The following is a 20,886-nucleotide window of genomic DNA, read 5'->3' as shown; positions in this document are numbered from 1 at the left end:
CGGGCCGGGCCCACCGGGCTGGTTGGATCCGGGTATGACGGACTGGTCCCGACTCACCCATGCCTACGGCCCCGCCGACGACATCCCGGATCTGCTGGACCGGCTCGTCGTGGCGCCGACCGCCGACCTGTGGAGCGACCTGTGGTCGGCGCTGTGCCACCAGGGCACCGTCTACCCGGCGAGCTTCGCGGCGCTGCCCTGGCTGGCCGCGCGGGCCGGGTGCGGGGACCGGGAGCAGGAGGTCGACGCCGTGGTGCTGGCCGGCGCGATCATGGCCGGGGCCGGGCAGGACCACGGGGCGGGCGAGGTCCGCTCGCGGTTCGCGGTGGAGACCGCCACCCTGCTGGCGGCGGCGAACCGGCAGCTCAGGGGCGGCGCGGAAGCCGCCGACTACGTGCATCTCCTGCAAGCCCTGCTGGGCCTCGAAGGCGTCCCCGGCTGGAGTGAGGAGCCGGCCCGGGGGATCGTCAACGAGGAGTTCCAGATCGGGTGTCCGGGCTGCGAGGCCGACCTGTACCTCGCCCTCGGCGAGTCCGGGTTCTTCTCGACCGCCGAGGACTACGCGCCGGCGGACGCGGAGGTCGAGACCCGTCCGCTGCGCGCCGCGGCCCCGGCCGAGCTCGACGGCCTCGGCCGGCGCCTGCACGACCTCGCGCTCGCCGACGGCCGGGGCGAGGTCGCCGGGGTGCTGACGTACGTCTTCGGGCGCGCGGTCTGCCCCGTCTGCGAGGCCGACTTCGCGGTCGCCGACGCGATCGCCGCCGACCGGTGATCAGCCGCGTGATCAGCCGCGCAGTGCCCGGCGGACCGAGGCGGCGACCAGGGTGGTGGCGAGCAGGGCCAGTGCCAGGGCGGTGACGAGGATCGGAGAGGGGCCCGCGAGGTGGCCGGCGCGGCGGACCGCACCCATGAAGTCGAGGGCGGAGACCTGGTTCACCACCAGGTACCAGAGCGGGAGGTAGAGGGCCTGGAAGAGGCGGTGGGAACGGGAGACGGTGCCGAGGGCGAGGGCCAGCGAGGGGACGAACAGCGCGCCGGCCGACCACGCGGCCACCCCGGCCGCGTCGCCGGCCGCCGCGAGGCGGACCAGGACGCCCGCGCCGACCAGGCCGGTGAGCAGGACCCCGGCGGCCCATTCGGCGAGCAGCCGCGCGCGGGCGGCCGGGTAGGCGCCGAGCAGGGCCTCCAGGCCGTACTCGGCCGAGCGGCTGCCGAGGCGCGACCAGATCAGCACCGGCCAGATCCAGGCGGCGGGCAGCACCGCGCCCGCCCCGGTGTCCGGCGGGACGGCGAGGCCGGCCACGACCAGACCGGCGGCGGCGAGCCACCACCAGCGCGAGGCGTCGGCGAACAGCATCCGGGCCTCCCCGAGCAGCAGGCGGCCGAAGCCGCGGCCCGTCCCCGCGTGGGCCGGGGCGGCGGCGGGCAGGGCGGGCGCGAGCACCGGGGGAGCGGCGGGCGCCGGCACCTCCTCGCCACCGCCCAGGAGCGGCTTGCGCTCGGCCGACGCCCGGCGCGCCGGGTCGAAGCGGGCGAACCAGAGCGCGGGCAGGGCGGCGATCGCCACCGCGAGCAGTACCAGCAGCAGCCGCTGGACGAGGAAGCCGCCGTCCGGGCCCACGCCGTCCCAGGGGAACGGCTCCAGCGGGGTGTCCACTCTGGTCAGACCGAGGCTGAACTCCTCGCCGCCGAGGTCGACCCCGCGCGCGGCCAGGGCGTCCCGCAGCGAGGTGGCCACCGGGCCGAGGCCCAGCCCGCCGAGCGGGGCGCCGGGCCGTTCCCCGGCGATCAGCAGGGCCGGGGCGAAGGCGAACCAGACGACGTTGCCCGGCCCGCCGCGCAGCAGCGGCACCGTCTCGAACAGCACGGCCAGCGCCGCCGTCGCCACGAGCAGCGGCAGGGTCAGCACCAGGAAGGGCGTCAGCAGGGCGGCCGGGTCGAGCGAGCGGTCCTCGCCGCGGACCAGCTGCAGGGCGGGCGCGGTGAGCGCGAGCACGCCGAGCATCGACGCCAGGACCAGCAGGTTGCCGAGGAACTTCGCGAGCAGCAGCTCGACGGTGCGCAGCGGCGTCGCGGCGAGGAGCTGGCCGACGCCGGTCTCCTCGTCGCGCCCGAGCCCCTTGCGGACCACGTAGAAGCCGCCGATGGTGAGCCAGAGCGCGCCGGCCAGCGCGGTCGCGGTGCCGACGTACGCGCTGGTGTACTCGCCCCGGTAGCGGCCCAGTGCGAGGACCGCCCAGTGCCCGTCGGCGGGCGGGACGGCCAGCAGGCCGAGGCCGACGGCGGCCAGCAGCGTCACCGCGTAGACGGGGCGGCGGACCCGGTCCCGGAAGTCGCCGAGGGCGAGCCGCCAGAGCCGGGCGGGCGCCCCGGCACGGCCGGCGGCGAGGGTGGTCGTGCTCATCGCCGCACCTCCGGGCGGTCGTTGACGGCGGCGGGCCGGACCAGGCCCAGGTACGCGTCCTCCAGGTCCGGGGCGACCGGCACCGCGTCGGCGAACGGCGAACCGTCCGCGAGCAGCCGCAGCCGGACCCGGCCGTCGCCGGTGCGCACCATCCGGCTCACCACGTACCGCGCCTGCACGGCGGCGACCGCCCCGGCGTCCACCAGGACCTCCCACACCCGTCCGCTCCGGTCGCGCAGCAGCTCCTCCGGGCTGCCCCGGCGCAGCAGCCGCCCGTCGGCGACGACCGCGATGTCCCCGGCCACCGACTCGACGTCCGAGACGATGTGGGTGGACAGCAGCACCACCCGCTCCTCGGCGAGCGCGCTCAGCAGGTTGCGGAAGCGCACCCGTTCCTCCGGGTCGAGTCCGGCGGTGGGCTCGTCGACGACGATGACGCGCGGGTCGCCCAGCAGCGCCTGCGCGATGCCGACCCGGCGCAGCATGCCGCCGGAGTAGGCGCCCAGCGGGCGGCGCACCGCCTCGGTGAGGTTGACCAGGGCGAGCAGCTCGTCGATCCGGGCCCGGGCGGAGCGGGCGGAGAGGCCCTTGGCGGCGGCCAGGTAGCCGAGGAACTCGCGCGAGGTGAGCTGCGGGTGGACGCCGAAGTCCTGGGGGAGGAAGCCGAGTTCGCGGCGGAGCCGCTCGGGTCCGGCGAGCACGTCGGCGCCCCGGTAGGTGAGCCGGCCGGAGGTGGGCCGGGTGACGGTGGCGACGATCCGCATCAGCGAGGACTTGCCCGCGCCGTTCGGTCCGAGCAGGCCGAGCAGCCCGGGGCCGAGCCGCAGCGAGAGGCCGTCGACGGCGCGCTTGCCGCCGCGGTAGACCTTGCTGACGTCGGTCAGTTCGAGGTACGGCGGGTCCTCGGTCCGGGAGGAGGGGCGGAGGTCGGGTCGGCTCATGCGATCGGCTCTTCCAGCGGGTACGTTCACGGTGGGTGACGTCGATGAGCCTTCCTGGTCGGCGGGCCCCTGCCATCTGCCGTTCGGCAGAGATCGGCCCTGACGAAGGACGCGGATTGACGCGCGCCGACCCTTGACAGGTGGTTCGGGTACTGGATTACTTGGCCCCGTCGAGAGTGCCGACCGAATGATCGGTCGGTATTGCCGGAGGGAGGCGCGATGGGCGGCGGAACGGCGGATCCGGGCGGAGCCGGGGCACCCGGGACGGTGCGGCTGGGCGAGGCGCCGCCGGACGGACTGCTGGACGCCGGCGAGCGGATGACCCGCGAGGAGCTGCGCGCGCACCAGCTCGCGCACCTGCGGGCCACGCTGCGCCACGCCTACGACGAGGTCGAGCTGTACCGCCGCAAGTTCGATGCGGCCGGCGTCGCCCCCGAGGACTGCCGCACCCTCGCCGACCTCGCCCGCTTCCCCTTCACCACCAAGGCCGACCTGCGCGACACCTACCCGTTCGGCATGTTCGCCGTGCCGAAGGAGAAGGTCCGCCGGATCCACGCCTCCAGCGGCACCACCGGCCGGCCCACCGTGGTCGGCTACACCGAGCACGACCTCGACGTGTGGGCCGACGTGGTGGCCCGCTCGATCCGGGCGGCCGGCGGGCGGCCCGGCCACACGGTGCACATCGCCTACGGTTACGGCCTGTTCACCGGCGGCCTGGGCGCGCACGCGGGCGCCGAGCGCGCCGGCTGCACGGTGATCCCGGCGTCCGGCGGCATGACGGCCCGCCAGGTCCAGCTGATCCAGGACCTCCGCCCCGAGATCATCATGGTCACCCCGTCCTACCTGCTCACCCTGCTCGACGAGTTCGAGCGGCAGGGCGTCGACCCGCGGTCGACCTCGCTCAAGGTCGGCATCTTCGGCGCCGAGCCGTGGACGGAGGAGATGCGCGCCGAGATCGAGCGGCGGATGGACCTCCACGCCGTCGACATCTACGGCCTCTCCGAGGTGATGGGGCCCGGCGTCGCGCAGGAGTGCGTGGAGACCAAGGACGGCCTGCACATCTGGGAGGACCACTTCTACCCCGAGGTGGTCGACCCGCTGACCGACGACGTGCTGCCGGACGGCGAGAGCGGTGAACTCGTCTTCACCTCGCTCACCAAGGAGGCGCTGCCGGTGATCCGCTACCGAACCCGCGACCTCACCCGTCTGCTGCCGGGCACGGCCCGCCCCGCCTTCCGCAGGATGGCCCGGGTGACGGGCCGCAGCGACGACATGATCATCCTGCGCGGGGTCAACCTCTTCCCGACCCAGGTCGAGGAGGTCCTGCTGCGGGTGCCCGCCGTGGCGCCGCACTTCCAGCTCCGGCTGACCCGTCGGGGCCGGCTGGACCACCTGACGGTGCGGGTCGAGGCGCGCCCGGACGCCGCGCCCGAGCAACGGGCCGCGGCCGCCGCGGAGATCGCGCGGGGCGTCAAGGACGGGGTCGGGGTGAGCGTGGACGTCGAGGTGGTGGACCCGTACAGCCTGGAGCGCTCGGTCGGCAAGATCCGCCGGATCGCGGACCTCCGGGAGAACTGACCTGGAGGGCGGCCGACCTGCGGGGACGCCGACTCGCCGCGCGCGGCGGACGGTTCTGCGGGACGGTGGGAGGCGGGAGAACCGTGCTCCGGGGCACGCCCGGGGCCGCCCTCAGCCCGGGAGTCAGCCATGGACCCAGAAGGCCTGGCCGCCGCCGCGACTCCGGCGAAGCTCGGTGGCTACCTCAGCAGCCTGCCGCGCCCGCCGGCCGCCCATCACATGGGGCCCGCGACGACGGTCCGCACGACGCTGTACGACGATCACCGGATCGTCGTCACCACCCGGTACGAGATCACCGTGGACGGCCGCCCGATCGGCGCGCACATCGGTGTGGAGGACAACGGCACCGTGCACTGCCACGCGCTGCCCGCGTACCGGTTCCTCTCGGCGCTGGACGCGGTGAAGGCGCTGATCGACAACTACCCCGACGAGTTCACGGGCGCGGCCGGCTCCGGCTCCGGGTCCGGCACCGGCACGGGTACCGGCATGGGCATGGGCATGGGTACGGGCATGGACATGGGCGGCGGCCACGGCCACGGGCACGGAGGTGGTTGAGATGGCCGCCGTCGTCCGGAGGAACATCCTCACCGACCCCGCCGTCCGCGACGCCTACACCTCCGGCGTCAACCTGCTCAAACGCGAGCAGAGCACCTTCACCACCGCCGACTTCGGCATCGCCGGTCCGGCGGAGAAGGTCCGCACCTACGACCTCTTCGTGATCTGGCACGTGATGTCGATGCGCACCGCCGTCCCGCCCGGCGGCGACCCCGACGTCCGCAACGCCGCCCACCGCGGTCCGATCTTCCTGCCCTGGCACCGGGTCATGCTCGGCCTGCTGGAGGCCAACCTCCAGCGCGTCCTGGGCGATCCGTCCTTCGGCCTGCCCTACTGGGACTGGACGGCGGACGCGGCGCTCGACCGCCCGTCGGACAGCGACTTCTGGAAACCGACCTGCATGGGCGGCACCGGCTCCCCGGCCGCCGGCGGCGCGGTCACCGACGGCCCGTTCGGTGTCGACCCGGCCAACCCCGGCGATCCCGACGCGTTCCGCGTCCGGATCGACGTCAACTCCATGCTGACGCTGATCAACCGCCCGCCGCGCGGTCTGCGCCGGGCCCTCGGCGTGGACGCGCCCAACCTGCCGACCGCCGCCGACGTCACGGCCGCGTACGACACCGACCCGGTGACCGGCGACCCCAACCTGGCCGTCTACGACTTCGCGCCGTGGGACGTCAGCTCGGAGGGCTTCCGCAACCGCCTGGAGGGGTTCAACCCCTTCGGCCTGCACAACCTGGTGCACGTCTACATCGGCCGTGACATGGGCCTGGCCTCCTCGCCCAACGAGCCGGCGTTCTACCTGCACCACTGCAACATCGACCGGATCTGGGAGGGCTGGATGCGGCGCAACGGGCGGCACTACCTCCCCGACCAGTCCGCGCCGGCCTCGCTGCGGGGCCACCGTCTCAAGGACCCGATCGTCTCCCCGCTCGGCGCCTCCGCCACGCCGGAGTCCGTCCTCGACTCGACCGCCGTCTACACCTACGACGTACTGCCCTGAGGCCGGGACGCGGGCCCGGCGGGAAGTCGCCGGACACGCCCTAAGCTGAGGCCATGAGCGGCAGCGTCCAGGTATCAGGTGCACATGTATCGCAGCACTCCGGCGCGGACGGGCGGCTGGACGAGCGGTTGGACGTGGCGGCCGGCATCCTCGCCCTGCTCGCCGACCGCACCCGGCTCGCGCTGCTCCAGCGGCTGAGCGAGGGCGAGGCGGACGTGACCACGCTGACCGAGGCGGCCGGCGCGGCGCGCCCGTCGGTCAGCCAGCACCTCGGCAAGCTGCGGCTGGCCGGGCTGGTGTCGACCCGAAAGGACGGACGGCGGGTGGTGTACACGCTGCGGCACGGACACCTGCGGCGGCTGGTCCACGAGGCGCTGAGCGTCGCCGACCACCAGATCAGCGGGCTGCCCCCGCACGACTGAGCGCGCGGCGGTCCACCGTCGTACCGCCGGGTGGATCGCCGGTGGATTGCCGTCCTCAACATGTGCACAGGTATGCACATGTTGGCCTATTCTGGAGGGACGGCAGCCCGAACGGGATGCCCCGGCCCGCGCGCCGAGTCCGAACGGAGTCCCCGATGCTCTCCGTCCTCCGCAACCGCACCTACCGGCACCTGTTCACCGCCCAGGTGGTCGCCCTCGCCGGCACCGGCCTGGCCACCGTCGCGCTGGGCCTCCTCGCCTACGACCTGGCCGGGGCCGACGCCGGCTCGGTGCTCGGCACCGCGCTGGCGATCAAGATGGTCGCCTACGTGGGGATCGCCCCGGTCGTCGCCGCGCTCGCGCACCGGATCCCGCGGCGCCGACTGCTGGTCGCCGCCGACCTGACGCGCTCCGGGGTGGCGCTCGGGCTGCCGTTCGTCGGCTCGGTCTGGCAGGTCTACCTGCTGATCTTCGTCCTGCAGGCGGCCTCGGCGACGTTCACCCCGGCGTTCCAGTCGGTCGTCCCGGAGGTCCTGCCCGAGGAACGCGACTACACCCGCGCGCTCTCGCTGTCCCGGCTCGCCTACGACACCGAGAGCCTGGTCAGCCCGGTGCTGGCCGCCGGGCTGCTGGCGCTGGTCGGCTACCGCTGGCTCTTCTGGGGGACGGTGACGGGCTTCCTCGCCTCCGCCGCCCTGGTGGTCTCGGTGGTCCTGCCCCGCGGCGTGGCCGGCTCGGCCGGGCCGGGCGGCGCGCGCGGGCCGGGCGGGGCGCTTGCTTCACGTTCGCTGGCCGGGATCCGGCTCTTCCTCTCCGTGCCACGCCTGCGGGCGCTGCTCGCCCTGGACCTCGCCGTCGCCGCGGGCGGAGCCATGGTGATCGTCAACACCGTCGTCTACGTCCGCGAGCAACTGGGCCGGCCGGCGGCCGACGTGCCGCTCGCGCTCGGCGCGTACGGCGCCGGGTCGATGACGGTGGCGCTGCTGCTGCCCCGGGTGCTGGACCGGGTCACCGACCGCGCCGTGATGCTGCCCGCCGCGTTCGCCGTCGTGGGCCTGCTCGCCGCGTTGGCCCTGGTCACCGCGGCGGGGCCGACGGCGGGCGGAGGCGGATGGCGCTGGCCCGCGCTGCTCGCGCTGTGGGCCGGGCTCGGCGCGGCCGGCTCGCTGATCCTCACCCCGGGCGGCCGCCTGCTGCGCTCCGCCGTGCCGACGGCGGACCTGCCGGCCGCCTTCGCCGCCCAGTTCTCGCTCTCCCACGGCTGCTGGCTGCTCGCCTACCCCCTGGCCGGCTGGCTCGGGGCCACCGCCGGCCTCCCCGCCGCCACCCTCGCCCTCGGCGCCCTCGCCCTCGCGGCGGCCACCCTCGCCCTCCACACCTGGCCCCCCGCCCGGCCCCCGCACCCGGTCCCGCCTCTCCTCGGCGCCCGCCCCCGCCGCCGTCCTGCTGCCCGCTGACGTCGGGGGCCGGACCCTGTCCCGCCCCTCCCGCCTCGGCCCGTCCTGCCGCCTGCTGACGCCCGGGCCCGCATGCCACCGCTTCCCGACGCCTGCTGGCGTCCGGGCCCGGACGATCCCCCGGGCCCGCCCGCGCTCGGGCCGGTGAGGGACCGTCGGGCCGTGCCGTGGTCCCGGCACGGCCCGAAGGCCCGCGCCGCGCGGGTGGTGGAGGGCTCCGTCGCGCCCGCCCTGGCGCTCCGACCCCGACGAGAGGGCGCCCATGGAGCCGTTCCGCGCTGTCCGGTGGTGGCTTCGGGGAAGGTGTGGCCCGCGGCTTCGGCACCGTTGACCGGAGCATCGGTACCGGCGACCCACGGCTCCGACGGCTTCGCTCCGCTGCCGTCGGACCGGGCCCCGGCACGCGCTGCCTCGGTGGCTGCGGGGCTCGCGCGCCCCAGGACTCTGCTCACGACCGGGCCGCCCGGGGACGGGCGGCGCTCTGCCGCGTGCAGGCGCCGGTGGTCGGGGCCGCTCGCGAGTCACCGGGTGAGCGGCTGCGTGCCTTCCCGGTGGGTCAGCGGGGTCTGCGGGGTGGGCGTTCCCTGACCGTGAGGTCGGCCGGGGTCGCCGTGCTGAGGGCCTTGCGGATCGGGGTGCCGCTTCTCGCCGCCGCGGTCAGGCGTTCCCGCACCTCGCGCGGGGTGCGCGGTCGCCAGCCGGGGCCCTCGCAGCAGGAGGAGTGGAACGTGATGCCCGCGTTGAGCACGACCGTGAGTGCCCGCCACCCGGCCGTGTCGGTGCGCCGGGGGACCTCCAGGTCGTGGCCGGCGTCGATCAGGGAGCCCCGGCAACGCGGGCAGCGGTTCACGTGGTCGTCGTTCGCGTCGCGCTTCTTGAAGGAGGCGCGGCACGGCGGGCAGACGAAGTGCCGGCTCGAACTGATGCGACGGAAGCACATCGCTCCACTATCGGCTCCGTTCCGCGGCCGGTCCAGCGAGTATTCGCCGGCCGAGTCGCCCGCTCAGGCGGATTCGCCACGGGCCGGGCGGGGGTGGGTCTCGTACATCCGCACCGCGACGACCGCGCCCGCTGCGGCGGTGAGGGCGGCGACCGCCCAGATGGCGGTGGTCACGCCGTAGGCGTCGGCGAGGGCTCCGGCGAGGAGGGCGCCGACCGCGAAGCCGCCGTCGCGCCAGAGGCGGTAGACGCCGACGGCGCGGGCGCGCCAGGCCGGGTGGGCGACGTCGCCGATGACGGCGAGCAGGGTCGGGTAGACCAGCGCGGTGCCGGCGCCGAGCAGGATCTGCGCGAGTGCCCACACCGGGAAGGTGGTGCCGGCGGCGACCAGGCCGATGGCGACGGCCTGCAGCAGCATGCCGGCGGTGATCAGGTGCTTGCGGCCGATCCGGTCGGACCACCAGCCGGTGAGGATCTGGCCCAGCCCCCAGACCGCCGGGTAGAGGGCGGCGAGCAGGCCGATCCGGGCGACGGACAGGCCGTGGGAGGCGAACAGCAGCGGGAAGACGCCCCAGGCGAGGGCGTCGTTGAGGTTGTTGACCATGCCCGCCCAGCTGGCCGAGGAGAGTGCCCGGTCGGTGAGGCTGGTGGTGCGGGCTACCTGGCCGGTGGTCAGCTCGCCGTGGTGGTCGGGGTTGGCGGGGGCCGGGTGGAGGGCGGCCTCGGCGCGGGCGTGCTCGCGGGTCTCACGGACGGCGAGGACGGACAGGCCGAGGCCGAGGGCGGCGTAGGCGATGCCGAGCAGGAACGGCTGCGGGCGAAGCCCCCAGTGCGCGGCGATGGCGCCGGTGCCCATCGCGGTGGCGGCGACGGCGAGGTAGCCGGCGGCCTCGTTGAAGCCCATCGCCAGGCCCCGGCGGGCGGGGCCGACCAGGTCGATCTTCATGATGACGGTGGTCGACCAGGTCAGGCCCTGGTTGACGCCGAGCAGGACGTTCGCGAACACCACCCAGCCCCAGGTCGGCGCCCAGATCAGCAGCAGCGGCACCGGGAGGGCGAGCAGCCAGCCGGCGACCAGCACCGGCTTGCGGCCGTAGCGGTCGGAGAGGGCGCCCGCGAAGAAGTTGGTGACGGCCTTGGTCGCGCCGAACGCGACGATGTACGTCAGCGCGGCAGTGTAGGCGGAGAGGTGGAACGTGCGGTCGGCGAGCAGGGGCAGGACGGTGCGTTCCTGGCCGAGCATGCCGCCGACCAGGGCGTTGACCGCGACCAGCAGGGTGAACTGGGCGAGGTTGGCGCGGAGCCCGAGTCGGACGGCTGAGCGGGGAGTGGACAGGGTGGCGGTCACGGGCCGTCCTCCAGAATGGGCTGATCCGGGTGTCGGGCATCCAGGTGTCGGACATCCGGTGTCGGGCCGGGCGACAGGTCCACCCGACTGGTTCTACAATAATCCATGGATTTATGGAGAATGCCTTGGGAGATCCCGCACGGAAGGCCGCGCTGTTCGACGCGCTGGCCATCACCGGCAAAGCGCTGTCCAACGGCAAGCGCCTGGAGCTGCTCGATCTGCTCGCCCAGGGGGAGCGCAGCGTCGACGCCCTCGCCAAGGCCGCCGGGCTCGGGCTGACCACCGCCTCCGCCCATCTGCAGACCCTCAAGCAGGCCGGGCTGGTGGTCACCCGCCGCGACGGCGTGCGCATCCACTACCGCCTCGCCGGGGCCGACGTCGCCGCCCTCTACGCGCAGCTCCAGCAGGTCGCGCTCGCCCATCTCGCGGCCACCGGGCAGGCCCGGGCCGCCTACCTCGGGCCGCAGGACACCGACCACCTCACCCGGGAGGAGCTGCTGGCGCGGGTGAAGGCGGGCACCGCCACCGTGATCGACGTGCGGCCGGCCGAGGAGTACGCCGCCGGGCACATCCCCGGCGCCCTGTCCGTCCCGCTCGACCAGTTGGAGGCCCGGCTCGCCGAGCTGCCCGGCGCGGTGGAGGTCGTCGCGTACTGCCGCGGCGCCAACTGCGTCCTCGCCCACGACGCCGTGCGGCTGCTGGCCGCGCGCGGTCGCGACGCGAAGCGGCTCGCCGACGGCATGCTCGAATGGCGGCTGGCGGCCCTCCCGGTCGAGGAGGGCGCCGCATGACCGCCGCTCCCGGCCCCGGGGTCGACGGACCCGGAACCGACGGACCCGGTCCGCTGGTCGTCGACGGCACCGGCATGCTCTGCGTCACCCTGCTGCTGCACCTGCGCAGGCGCATCGCGGGCCGTCCCGCCGGGGCGGTCGTGCACGTGATCAGCACCGATCCGGCGGCGCCGCTCGACCTGCCCGCCTGGTGCCACCTCACCGGCCACGACTACCTCGGCCCGGTGCCCGACCCCGACGGGCGGGACGTCTACGCCCTGCGGCTCACGGCGGATCCGGCGCCGACCCGGCCCGGCGCCCCCTGGCACCGGGTGGCCGGCTGACCCCGTTCGCGGATCGCCCCGGCCCGATGGCGTGCATGTTGGATCCTGTTCGATATTGTTTGGTCATGTGGTTGAAGGGAAGCCCCATGAGAGGGAGCACGTCATGCCCGCGACGGTGACCGACCCGACCGGGACGGCCGGTGCGACGACCAGGACCGTCACCGGACTCGCCGACGGCCGTGAGCTGATCTACTACGACCGGGGCGCACCGCCCGCCGGCCGGGCGGTCGCCGACCGGCGTCCGCTGGACGCCGCCGTGCCCTCTTCCGAGGTGCGGCTCGACCCGCTGACCGGTGCCTGGGTGACCATCGCCGCCCACCGCCAGGCGCGCACCTACCACCCGCCGGCCGACGAGTGCCCGCTGTGCCCCAGCCGTGACGGCCGGCTCAGCGAGATCCCGGCGGCCGACTACCAGGTGGCGGTCTTCGAGAACCGCTTCCCGTCCCTCGCGGGCGAGCCCGGCACCCACCCCGGGGTGCCCGCCGACGAGGATCCGGTGCTCAGCCGTCGCCCCGGCGTCGGCCGCTGCGAGGTGGTCTGCTTCACCTCCGACCACGACGCCTCCTTCGCCGACCTGGACGAGGAGCGCGCCCGCCTGGTGCTCGACGCCTGGACCGACCGCACCGCCGCCCTCTCCGCGCGGCCCGGCGTCCGGCAGGTGTACTGCTTCGAGAACCGCGGCGTCGAGATCGGCGTCACGCTCGCCCACCCGCACGGCCAGATCTACGCGCTGCCGTTCACCACCCCGCGCACCGCCCGGATGCTCGACCAGGCCGCCCGCCACCGGGCCGCCACCGGCCGCAACCTCTTCGAGGACCTGCTCGCCGCCGAGCGGTCCTCCTCGCGGGTCGTCCTCGCCGGCGAGCACTGGACCGCCTTCGTGCCCTTCGCCGCCCGCTGGCCCTACGAGGTCCACCTCCACCCGAACCGCCGGGTCCCCGACCTCACCCGCCTCACCGAGGCCGAGCGCGCCGAGTTCGGCCGCGTCTACCTCGACCTGCTGCGCCGGTTCGACAACCTCTTCACCGACCCGGCGGGCGGCGGCCGTCGCGTCCGCGCGCCCTACATCGCCGCCTGGCACCAGGCGCCGATCGGAGAGGAGGCCGAATTCGGCCTCCACCTGGAGCTGTTCACCGTCCGGCGGACGGCCGACAAGCTCAAGTACCTGGCCGGCACCGAGTCCGGGATGGAGGCGTTCATGAACGACGTCGCCCCGGAGGACGCCGCCCGGCGTCTGCGTGAGGCCGCGCCCACCACGGCCCCCACGGCCACGGCGCCCACCGCCGCCCCCACCGCCCCGACCGACGGAGGACCGCAGGGATGACCATGACCAGCACCGCTCCCGGCAGCACCTTCGAGGAGCTCTACGGCCACGCCCCCGAGGGTGTCTGGGCGGCCCCCGGCCGGGTCAACCTGATCGGCGAACACACCGACTACAACGACGGGTTCGTGCTGCCGATCGCGATCCCGCAGGCCGTGCGCGCGTACGCCCGGCGCCGCTCCGACGGGGTGCTGCGGCTCGTCTCGACCCGGGTGCCCGGCGAGACCGCGGAGCTGGACGTCGCCGCGCTCGCCCCGGGCGGGGTGGCCGGCTGGGCCTCGTACCCCGCGGCCGTGGTGTGGACGCTGCGAGCGGCCGGGCACGAGGTGGGCGGCGCCGATGTGCTGCTCGACAGCGACGTGCCCGGCGGCGCCGGCCTCTCCTCCTCGGCGGCGCTGGAGTGCGCCGTCGCGGCCGCGTACAACGACCTGTACGAACTCGGCCTGAGTGCAGTGGAGTTGGCCCTGCTCGCACAGCGTGCCGAGAACGAGTTCGTCGGCGTGCCCTGCGGGATCATGGACCAGATGGCCTCGATGGTCTGCCGCGCCGGGGCCGCCCTGCACCTGGACGCGCGCGACCTCTCCGCCCGGCACGTGCCGCTCGACCTGGCGGGCACCGGCCTGACCCTGCTGGTCCTCGACACCCGGGTGCAGCACGACCTCGCCGACGGCGCCTACGCCGCGCTGCGGGCCGGCTGCGAGCGGGCCGCCGCGCTGCTCGGGCTGCCCGCGCTGCGCGACCTCGCCCCCGCCGACCTGCCCGCGGCCTACGTCCAACTGCCCGCCGAGCTGGTCCCGTTGGTGCGGCACGTGGTGACCGAGAACGACCGGGTCGAGCGGGCCGTCGAGGAGCTGGAGCGGCACGGTCCGGCCGCGCTCGGCCCGATCCTCACCGCCGGCCACGCCTCGCTGCGCGACGACTACCGGACATCCTGCCCGGAGACCGATCTCGCGGCCGACACCGCCGTCGCCGCCGGGGCCCTCGGTGCGCGGATGACCGGCGGCGGCTTCGGCGGCTCGGTGATCGCCCTGGTGTCGGCGGAGAAGGCGCAGACGGTGGCCGCGGCGGTGGTCGAGGCCTTCGCGGCGGCCGGGTACGCCGAGCCGCACGTGTACCGGGCGGTCCCGTCGGAGGGGGCCCGCCGGGAGGCCTGACGCCCCCGGCGGGCGGGCCGGGTTCGGTCGCTCAACCGCAGAACTCGGCCTCGACCAGGGGGAGTTTGTCGCGGAACCAGTCGGCGTTGGCGTTGAGCGCCAGCACGTGCCGCCCGTCCCGGGTGGCCAGCGCCAGCGTCGACGACCCGTGGATGCCGCCGTCGTGCCCCCAGACGGTGACACCGCAGGAGAGCGTCCCGGAGCCGAGGCCGAGCCCGCCGCTGTCGTGCGGCCCGGGAGCGGTCATCTCCTCCAACTCGGCCGGGGGGAGCAGCCGTCCGCGCAGCAGGGCGGAGAGGAACCGGGTCAGATCGGCGGTGGTGGAGACGATCTCGCCCGCCGAGCCGGCCATCGAGGGGTTGAGCTCGGTGACGTCCAGGGGTGTCGCCGAGCCGCCGAACAGCTTCGAGTAGCCGCGCGCGTGCGGCCGGGGAAGGTCGGTCGCGGTGCCGGGCACGCTCGTCCCGGTCAGCCCCAGTGGCCTGATGATCCGCCGTTCGACCTCCTCGCCGTACGGGTGGCCGGTCACTCGCTCGACGACCATCCCGGCCAGCAGGTAGTTGGTGTTGGAGTACCGGTACGCCGTGCCCGGTGCGAAGACCGGGGGATGGGAGAGCGCGATCCGCACCAACTGCTCCAGACTGTAGGTGTCGTAACGCCTGGTCAGAAAGGCCGGGGTGAAGAGCTTGGCGCCCATCCCGGGGTCGTCGCCGTAGTCGAAGACGCCGCTGGTGTGGTTGAGCAGCCGGCGGAGGGTGATGGCCGAGCCGTCGTTCCCGTTCCCGCTCACCAGGCCGGGCAGCCACCGCTCCACGGTGTCGTCCAGGTCGAGCCGCCCCTCGGCCTGGAGCTGGAGCACCACCGTCGCGACGAAGGGCTTGGTCACGCTCCCGATCCGGAACCGCTCCCGCGTCGACCGGGGTTGGTCCGTCGTGGTGTCCGCCACACCGACCGACGCCGACCAACTTCCCTTCCGGTCCAGGGTGGCGGCGATCATTCCGGGCAGCTCGCCGGACCGGACGGCCTGCTCCATCGCCGCCCTGGTGGCCGTGTGCACGCGCCCGCCTGCGGCCGTCGCCGGTTGCGCGATCCCCGCCGTCAGCGCGCCGGCCACCGCCACCGCGGCCGCGGCGCGTCGAACCGCCTTGCCGTTGTACGTCATTCGTTCCTCCGAGCTCCACGTGGCGCTCGTCCCCCGTCGCACCAGCCTGCGCCGCACCGGGCGGGAGGGGGTCATCCTGCGGGCCGAGCCTTCCCGGAGTTGTCCCGGAGCCCCGGAGCCCCGGAGCCCCGGAGTCCTGCAGTCCCGGAGTGCCCAGGGCCCGCCCCGCGCCTGCGCCCCCGCCGAACCGGGCGGGGACGCAGGCGCGGGGCGGGCGTCGGCGGGTGGCCTCAACTGCTCTTGGCGGTACGGATGGTGAGCGCCGAGGCGAGCGCGCCGAGCAGGGCGAGGGCGGCGGCGCCCAGGAACGCGGCGGAGAAGCCGTCGGTCAGCGCGACCGGGTCGCCGAGTTCACGCGCGCCGTGGGCGGCGGCCAGCGCGGTCATCGCGGCGAGGCCGAGCGCGGAGCCGATCTGGTAGCTGGTATTGACGATGCCGGAGGCCAGACCGCCCTCGGCCGGGTTCGGCACGGCGAGCGCGGTGCCGAGCGAGGGGATGAAGGCGAGCGACATGCCGACGGCGGCGAGCAGCGAGGCGGGCAGCACGTCGACGGCGAAGCTGCCGTCGGGCCGGGCGAAGGAGAGCCAGAGCATGCCGCCGGCGAGGGCGAGCAGGCCGGTGACGATGAGCGGCTCGGGGCCGAAGCGGGCGATCAGCCGGGGCGCCAGCACGATCATCATCAGCATGGTGGCGGCGGTCATCGGCAGCAGCGCGGCGCCGGAGGCGAAGGCCTGCAGACCGAGCACCTGCTGGAGGTAGAGGTTCAGGAAGAACCACATCGGGATCCAGGCGGCGGCCATCAGCAGCTGGGCGAGGTTGGCGCCGGCCAGGTTGGGGCTGCGCCAGATGCCGAGCCGCATCAGCGGTTCGCGCCGCTTGGCCTGGAGCGCGACGAAGGCGAGGATCAGCAGCATGCCCCCGGTGAGCACCAGCCAGGTGCGCGCGGAGCCCCAACCGGTCTCCGGGGCACGGACGATGGCGTAGACGGAGACGGCGAGGCCGGCGGTGACGGTGAGCGCGCCGAGCCAGTCCACCGAGCCGCGGCGGGCGGGGGCGGCGGGCATCACGCCGGGGGTGGCGAGCAGGACGCCGAGGGCGACCGGGATGTTGACGTAGAAGACCCACTCCCAGCTGAGGTACTGGGTGATCACGCCGCCGAGGAAGACGCCCGCGGTGCCGCCGGCCGGGGCCGCCGCGCCGTACAGGGCGAGTGCCTTGCCGAGCTCCTGCGGGCGGGCGCCGAACAGGCCGATCAGCAGGGTGAGCGCGGCCGGGGCGATCAGCGCGGAGCCGGCGCCCTGGACGGCGCGTCCGGCGAGTTCGAGTCCGGGGTTCGCGGCGAGGCCGGCGAGCAGCGAGCCGGCGGCGAGGACGGCCCAGCCGGTGGCGAACAGCCGCTTGGCGCCGAACAGGTCGGAGAGTCGGCCGCCGAGCAGCAGTAGTCCGCCGAAGGCGACGACGTAGGCGTTGAAGACCCAGGACAGGCCCTCCTGGGTGAAGCCGAGCGCGGAGCGCATCTCGGGCAGGGCGACGCCGATGATCGAGGTGTCCATGATCACCATGAACTGGGCGAGGGCGATGAGCCCGAGGGCCGTCCAGCGGCGGGGCGAGGCTGCCGCGGGCGGCGCGGCCGGGGCCGCGGCGGTGAGGTCGGACATGACCACGTTCTCCTATACCGGGTGGGGGTATGTCTCCGAGGGGCGAAGGGAAACATACCCCCAGGGGGTATATGGCGCAAGCGTTCCGGCGCCAGGGTGGTCCCGGTGGACCCCCGGTCCGGGCGGGCCTGGTCCGGTCCGCCCGCGGCCCCGAGGGTGGGGGCATGACCAACCTGAACGAGAACACCCCGGACGCCGCCCGCGACTTCGACGGCCGGACGGTGCTGATCACCGGCGGGACGAGCGGCATGGGCCTCGCCACCGCACGGCTGCTGCTGGACCGCGGGGCGAGCGTCGTGATCACCGGCCGCGACGACGCCCGACTGAGCCGGGCCGAGGTCGAACTCGGCGGTGGGGAGAGGCTGTTCACCGTCCGCGCCGACTCCTCCCGGCCCGCCGAACTGGCCCGGCTGGCCGACCGGGTGGCGGAGCGCTACGGCCGCCTCGACGGCGTGTTCGCCAACGCCGGGGTCGGCGTCTTCGAGACCTCGGCCGAGGTGACCGAGGAGAGCTTCGACCGCACCGTGGACGTCAACTTCAAGGGCGTCCTGTTCACCGTCCTGCACGCCCTGCCGCTGCTGGAGCGGTCCGCCGGCGGCGCCTCGATCGTCCTCAACGCCTCCTGGACGCTGCACCGCGGCCTGCCCAACGCCCCGGTGTACGCGGCGACCAAGGCAGCCGTGCACAACCTCACCCGCACCCTCGGCGGCGAGTTCGCCGGGCGCGGCATCCGGATCAACTCCGTCAGTCCCGGCTACATCGTCACCGGGATGTTCCACGAGGTGATCACCGAACCGGCCCAGCAGGACGCCGTACGCTCCCTGGTGCCGCTCGGCCGGCTGGGCGAGGCGGCGGAGGTCGCCGAGGCGGTGGCCTTCCTGCTCTCGCCCCGCGCCTCCTACGTCACCGGCCAGGACCTCGTGGTGGACGGCGGCGTGGTGGCGGTCGCCAACGGCTGGTGACCTCCGCCCGGTCGCCTCCGCTCCCGCAGCCTGGTCCTGCCAGGGCCAGGCTGCGGGAGCGCCGACCGGCAAGAATGACCGCATGAGCACGAGCCCCGCCCACCTCGCCGCCACCGGCGCCGGCCTCGCCGAGTTCCTCCGGACCCGCCGCTCCCGGCTCCGCCCCGAGGACGTCGGCCTGCCGGACCTCGGCGGCCGGCGCCGGGTGGCCGGCCTGCGCCGCGAGGAGCTCGCCCAGCTCGCCGGCGTCAGCGTCGACTACTACACCCGGCTCGAACAGGGCCGGGTCGGCAACCCCTCGGACTCCGTGCTCGACGCGGTCGCCCGCGCGCTGCGCCTCGACCCCGAGGAAGGCGGCCACTTGCACCGCCTGGCCCGGACCCGGGCCGCCCGCGGCCGACCCGCCCGCGGCGCCGGTGGCCGGGGCTCCGGCCCGCAGAAGGTCCGCCCGGCCCTGGCCCGGCTGCTCGGGGCGATGCCCGAGGTGCCCGCCGTGGTGATGGGCCGGCGGATGGACGTCCTCGCCTGGAACCGCGCCGCCGTCTCCCTGCTCGGCGACTACGGCGCGCTCGCCCCCGCCGAGCGCAACATCGCCCGGATCACCTACCTCGACCCGGCCTCGCGCACCCTCTACGACGACTGGGTCGGCTGCGCGCGGGAGAACGCCGCCTTCCTCCGGCTGGAGGCCGGACGCCGCCCCGACGACCCCCGGCTCGCCGAGCTGATCGGCGAACTGTCGGTGCGCAGCCCGGAGTTCCGCCAGTGGTGGGCGGAGCACCCGGTGCGCGACAAGACCTCCGGCCGCAAGGTGTTCCACCACCCGCTGGTCGGCCGGATGGAACTGCTCTACGAGACGCTCCGCCCGGCCGACGACCCCGACCAGGCACTGATCACCTACACCCCCGACCCCGGCAGCCCGTCCGAGGACGCCCTGCGGATGCTGATCGCCTGGGACGGCGTCCGGATCGGCCCGGCCGGCTCCACCGCAGGTGGCGGGTCGGTTACCGTCGGGCACTGACGCACCGCAAAGTACGGTCTTCTGTGCGGGAGCCCGCCCGCTTACGGTGATCCGGTACCTGTCGGAGACCCGGCGTCCGGCGGATTGACACGGTGGCCACCCGTGGCGCCGGTCGACGCCGGACGGCGTCGGACGACTCGGAGCACCCATGCCCATCCTCAAGACCTATGCCCGGCTCTGGGCCGACGGCCTGGACCGCTCGCTCCCGCTGCTGCGCACCCTCACCGGGGCCGAGCCGGACCTGCTGTTCCGCTTCCACGAGATCGAACTCGCCGCCATCGGCGACTTCCTGGTGATCGCCGGCCCGCCCTCCGAGCGCGCCAAGTACGCGCACGCCTCGGCGACCGTCGTGGTCTCCGACCTCGACGAGCTGAGCGAGGCCCTGGAGGCCGCGGGCGCCGTCGTCACCACGCCCGAGACCGCCTCCGCGACCGGGCGGTTCCTCTACGCCCGGCACGCGGACGGCGCGGAGGTCGAGTACGTCGAATGGGTCCCGGAGCTGGTCCGCCGCATCGTGCACCGGGAGTCCTGACCGCCGTCCCGGAGGGACCATGGTCCCTCCGGGTTCACCCGTCCGGCCCTGGCGGCCCGCCCGGCCGTGGCGTGGGATGGAGGTGAACCGAACGGGGTTCCGGGGGCCGGGAACGGTCCCCCCGGTACGAAGGGCAGGAGCAGAACCATGAAGGCCGCCGTCGTCCACGACTTCACCCAGCCGCTCGCGATCGAGGAGCGCCCGCTGCCCGACCCCGGTCCGCACCAGGTGCGGGTGCGGATCGAGGCCTCCGGACTCTGCCACACCGACATCCACGCCGCCCGCGGCGACTGGCCGGTGAAGCCGAACCCGCCGTTCGTACCCGGCCACGAGGGCGTCGGCATCGTCGAGGCGGCCGGCTCCGAGGTCCGGCACGTCCGGGTCGGCGAGCGGGTGGCCATCCCGTGGCTGGCCGACGCCTGCGGGCGCTGCGACCACTGCGTCTCCGGCTGGGAGACCCTCTGCACCCGGCAGCACAACAGCGGCTACTCCGTCGACGGCGCCTACGCCGAGCACGCCCTCGCCCACGGCGACTACGTCGTCCCGGTGCCCGACGGCATCGACCCGCTGGACGCCGCCCCGCTCTCCTGCGCCGGCGTCACCACCTACAAGGCCCTCAAGGTCTCCGGTGCCGGGCCCGGCACCCGCGTCCTGATCTCCGGCATCGGCGGTCTCGGCCACCTCGCCCTCCAGTACGCCCGGATCACCGGCGCCGAGACCATCGCGGTCGACGTCACCGACGACAAGCTCGCGCTGGCCCGCGAACTCGGCGCCGACCACGTGCTGGACGCCCGGGTCCAGGACGTCGCCGCCGAGGTGCAGAAGCTCGGCGGGGCCCACGCCGCCATCGCGCTGGCCGTCAGCAACGCCTCCTTCCAGGCCGCCTACGGCTCGCTGCGCCGCGGTGGCGCCCTGGTCCTGGTGGCCCTTCCCGCCGAGGGCAAGCTCGAACTGCCGGTCTTCGACACGGTGCTCAACGGCACCAAGGTGATCGGCTCGATCGTCGGCACCCGGGAGGACCTCGCCGAGGTCTTCCGGCTGCACGCCCTGGGCCGCACCCGGGTCATCCGCGAGACCCGCCGGCTGGAGGACGTCAACACCTGCTTCGACGAGGTCCTGAACGGCAAGGTCTCCGCCCGGCTGGTCTTCGACCTGCGCTGACCTCCGCCCGTCCCGCCACGGTGGCGCTCGGCCCCGACCGGAACCCTCCGGCCGGGGCCGAGCGCCGTTGTCGCCCGGCGCATCTGTTGCCGGGCGCGCCGGTGACCTGCGCCGTTCGCCCCGGCGGGGCGGGCGCGAAGATCGTGGAAACCGGATT

Annotated in this window: 20 protein-coding genes; 14 read left to right on the top strand and 6 right to left on the bottom strand. The window is 74.8% G+C overall.

All coding sequences use genetic code 11. From position 1 onward, the window contains the following. Nucleotides 1-34: 34 nt before the first annotated feature. Complete coding sequence (locus tag ACFVVU_RS16670) at nucleotides 35-772, top strand: hypothetical protein (RefSeq protein ID WP_387790534.1); 738 nt, start codon at nucleotides 35-37, stop codon at nucleotides 770-772. A 12-nt stretch (nucleotides 773-784) separates the two neighbouring features. Here the strand turns inward: ACFVVU_RS16670 and ACFVVU_RS16665 are convergent, their stop codons facing one another. Both ACFVVU_RS16665 and ACFVVU_RS16660 read right to left on the bottom strand, forming a co-directional pair. Beyond that, on the bottom strand, nucleotides 785-2,404 hold the full coding sequence (locus ACFVVU_RS16665; RefSeq protein WP_387790532.1) for a hypothetical protein: 1,620 nt from the start codon (nucleotides 2,402-2,404) through the stop codon (nucleotides 785-787). Beyond that, entirely contained in the window at nucleotides 2,401-3,345 is a 945-nt protein-coding gene (locus ACFVVU_RS16660; protein WP_380683238.1) for an ATP-binding cassette domain-containing protein, read from the bottom strand. The genes ACFVVU_RS16665 and ACFVVU_RS16660 overlap by 4 nt, the downstream gene beginning before the upstream one ends. A gap of 219 nt (nucleotides 3,346-3,564) precedes the next feature. Here ACFVVU_RS16660 and paaK point away from each other — a divergent pair, with 219 nt between their 5' ends. From paaK to ACFVVU_RS16635, 5 genes are all read left to right on the top strand, one after another. After that, nucleotides 3,565-4,923 carry a phenylacetate--CoA ligase PaaK gene (paaK, locus tag ACFVVU_RS16655; RefSeq protein WP_387790530.1) on the top strand — a complete coding sequence of 453 codons (1,359 nt, stop codon included), beginning with the start codon at nucleotides 3,565-3,567 and terminating at the stop codon, nucleotides 4,921-4,923. Between the two features lie 129 nt (nucleotides 4,924-5,052). Continuing rightward, nucleotides 5,053-5,478: a hypothetical protein gene (locus ACFVVU_RS16650; RefSeq protein WP_387790528.1), complete on the top strand. Its 426-nt coding sequence runs from the start codon at nucleotides 5,053-5,055 to the stop codon at nucleotides 5,476-5,478. Between the two features lies 1 nt (nucleotide 5,479). After that, entirely contained in the window at nucleotides 5,480-6,481 is a 1,002-nt protein-coding gene (locus tag ACFVVU_RS16645) for a tyrosinase family protein (RefSeq protein ID WP_387790526.1), read from the top strand. A 53-nt stretch (nucleotides 6,482-6,534) separates the two neighbouring features. Further along, entirely contained in the window at nucleotides 6,535-6,903 is a 369-nt protein-coding gene (locus ACFVVU_RS16640) for an ArsR/SmtB family transcription factor (protein WP_380683242.1), read from the top strand. A gap of 155 nt (nucleotides 6,904-7,058) precedes the next feature. Beyond that, nucleotides 7,059-8,360: an MFS transporter gene (locus ACFVVU_RS16635; RefSeq protein WP_387790525.1), complete on the top strand. Its 1,302-nt coding sequence runs from the start codon at nucleotides 7,059-7,061 to the stop codon at nucleotides 8,358-8,360. Between the two features lie 556 nt (nucleotides 8,361-8,916). Here the strand turns inward: ACFVVU_RS16635 and ACFVVU_RS16630 are convergent. Both ACFVVU_RS16630 and ACFVVU_RS16625 read right to left on the bottom strand, forming a co-directional pair. Beyond that, nucleotides 8,917-9,300 carry a zf-TFIIB domain-containing protein gene (locus ACFVVU_RS16630; protein WP_387790523.1) on the bottom strand — a complete coding sequence of 128 codons (384 nt, stop codon included), beginning with the start codon at nucleotides 9,298-9,300 and terminating at the stop codon, nucleotides 8,917-8,919. Nucleotides 9,301-9,363: 63 nt separating this feature from the next. Then, nucleotides 9,364-10,647, bottom strand: coding sequence for an MFS transporter (locus ACFVVU_RS16625; RefSeq protein ID WP_387790521.1), 1,284 nt, complete (start codon nucleotides 10,645-10,647; stop codon nucleotides 9,364-9,366). Nucleotides 10,648-10,772: 125 nt separating this feature from the next. Between ACFVVU_RS16625 and ACFVVU_RS16620 the strand changes: the two genes are divergently transcribed. The 4 genes from ACFVVU_RS16620 to galK all read left to right on the top strand — a co-directional run bounded on the left by ACFVVU_RS16620 (nucleotide 10,773) and on the right by galK (nucleotide 14,236). Then, on the top strand, nucleotides 10,773-11,438 hold the full coding sequence (locus tag ACFVVU_RS16620; protein WP_387790520.1) for an ArsR/SmtB family transcription factor: 666 nt from the start codon (nucleotides 10,773-10,775) through the stop codon (nucleotides 11,436-11,438). Then, on the top strand, nucleotides 11,435-11,761 hold the full coding sequence (locus ACFVVU_RS16615; protein ID WP_387790518.1) for a sulfurtransferase TusA family protein: 327 nt from the start codon (nucleotides 11,435-11,437) through the stop codon (nucleotides 11,759-11,761). Before ACFVVU_RS16620 ends, ACFVVU_RS16615 begins: the two co-directional genes overlap by 4 nt. Nucleotides 11,762-11,864: 103 nt before the next feature. Beyond that, nucleotides 11,865-13,085 (top strand): galactose-1-phosphate uridylyltransferase, encoded by a 1,221-nt coding sequence (gene galT, locus ACFVVU_RS16610; RefSeq protein ID WP_387790517.1) that lies wholly within the window; start codon nucleotides 11,865-11,867, stop codon nucleotides 13,083-13,085. 2 nt (nucleotides 13,086-13,087) lie between these two features. Further along, a complete protein-coding gene (gene galK / locus ACFVVU_RS16605) occupies nucleotides 13,088-14,236 on the top strand; it encodes a galactokinase (RefSeq protein ID WP_387790651.1) in 1,149 nt (382 codons plus the stop codon). A 31-nt stretch (nucleotides 14,237-14,267) separates the two neighbouring features. Here galK and ACFVVU_RS16600 read toward each other — a convergent pair whose 3' ends face one another. Both ACFVVU_RS16600 and ACFVVU_RS16595 read right to left on the bottom strand, forming a co-directional pair. Continuing rightward, nucleotides 14,268-15,398 carry a serine hydrolase domain-containing protein gene (locus ACFVVU_RS16600; protein ID WP_387790516.1) on the bottom strand — a complete coding sequence of 377 codons (1,131 nt, stop codon included), beginning with the start codon at nucleotides 15,396-15,398 and terminating at the stop codon, nucleotides 14,268-14,270. Nucleotides 15,399-15,628: 230 nt separating this feature from the next. After that, entirely contained in the window at nucleotides 15,629-17,056 is a 1,428-nt protein-coding gene (locus ACFVVU_RS16595) for an MFS transporter (protein WP_387790514.1), read from the bottom strand. A gap of 164 nt (nucleotides 17,057-17,220) precedes the next feature. On the opposite strand from ACFVVU_RS16595, the gene ACFVVU_RS16590 reads away from it, so the two are divergent. The 4 genes from ACFVVU_RS16590 (at nucleotide 17,221) to adhP (ending at nucleotide 20,729) form a co-directional block, all read left to right on the top strand. After that, nucleotides 17,221-18,018, top strand: a complete 798-nt coding sequence (locus tag ACFVVU_RS16590; RefSeq protein WP_380689962.1) for an SDR family NAD(P)-dependent oxidoreductase — start codon at nucleotides 17,221-17,223, stop codon at nucleotides 18,016-18,018. An 82-nt stretch (nucleotides 18,019-18,100) separates the two neighbouring features. Next, a complete protein-coding gene (locus ACFVVU_RS16585) occupies nucleotides 18,101-19,036 on the top strand; it encodes a helix-turn-helix domain-containing protein (RefSeq protein WP_387790512.1) in 936 nt (311 codons plus the stop codon). A gap of 148 nt (nucleotides 19,037-19,184) precedes the next feature. Continuing rightward, nucleotides 19,185-19,568 (top strand): VOC family protein, encoded by a 384-nt coding sequence (locus ACFVVU_RS16580; protein WP_387790511.1) that lies wholly within the window; start codon nucleotides 19,185-19,187, stop codon nucleotides 19,566-19,568. A gap of 147 nt (nucleotides 19,569-19,715) precedes the next feature. Continuing rightward, the gene (adhP, locus tag ACFVVU_RS16575) at nucleotides 19,716-20,729 is read left to right on the top strand and encodes an alcohol dehydrogenase AdhP (protein WP_387790509.1); all 1,014 of its coding nucleotides are present in this window, start codon (nucleotides 19,716-19,718) and stop codon (nucleotides 20,727-20,729) included. Nucleotides 20,730-20,886 lie beyond the last annotated feature (157 nt).

This window comes from Kitasatospora sp. NPDC057965, assembly GCF_042887135.1.
Classification (GTDB): domain Bacteria; phylum Actinomycetota; class Actinomycetes; order Streptomycetales; family Streptomycetaceae; genus Kitasatospora.
Note: the sequence above shows the minus strand (reverse complement) of the source record. Positions and strands in the feature narration are given on the sequence as shown.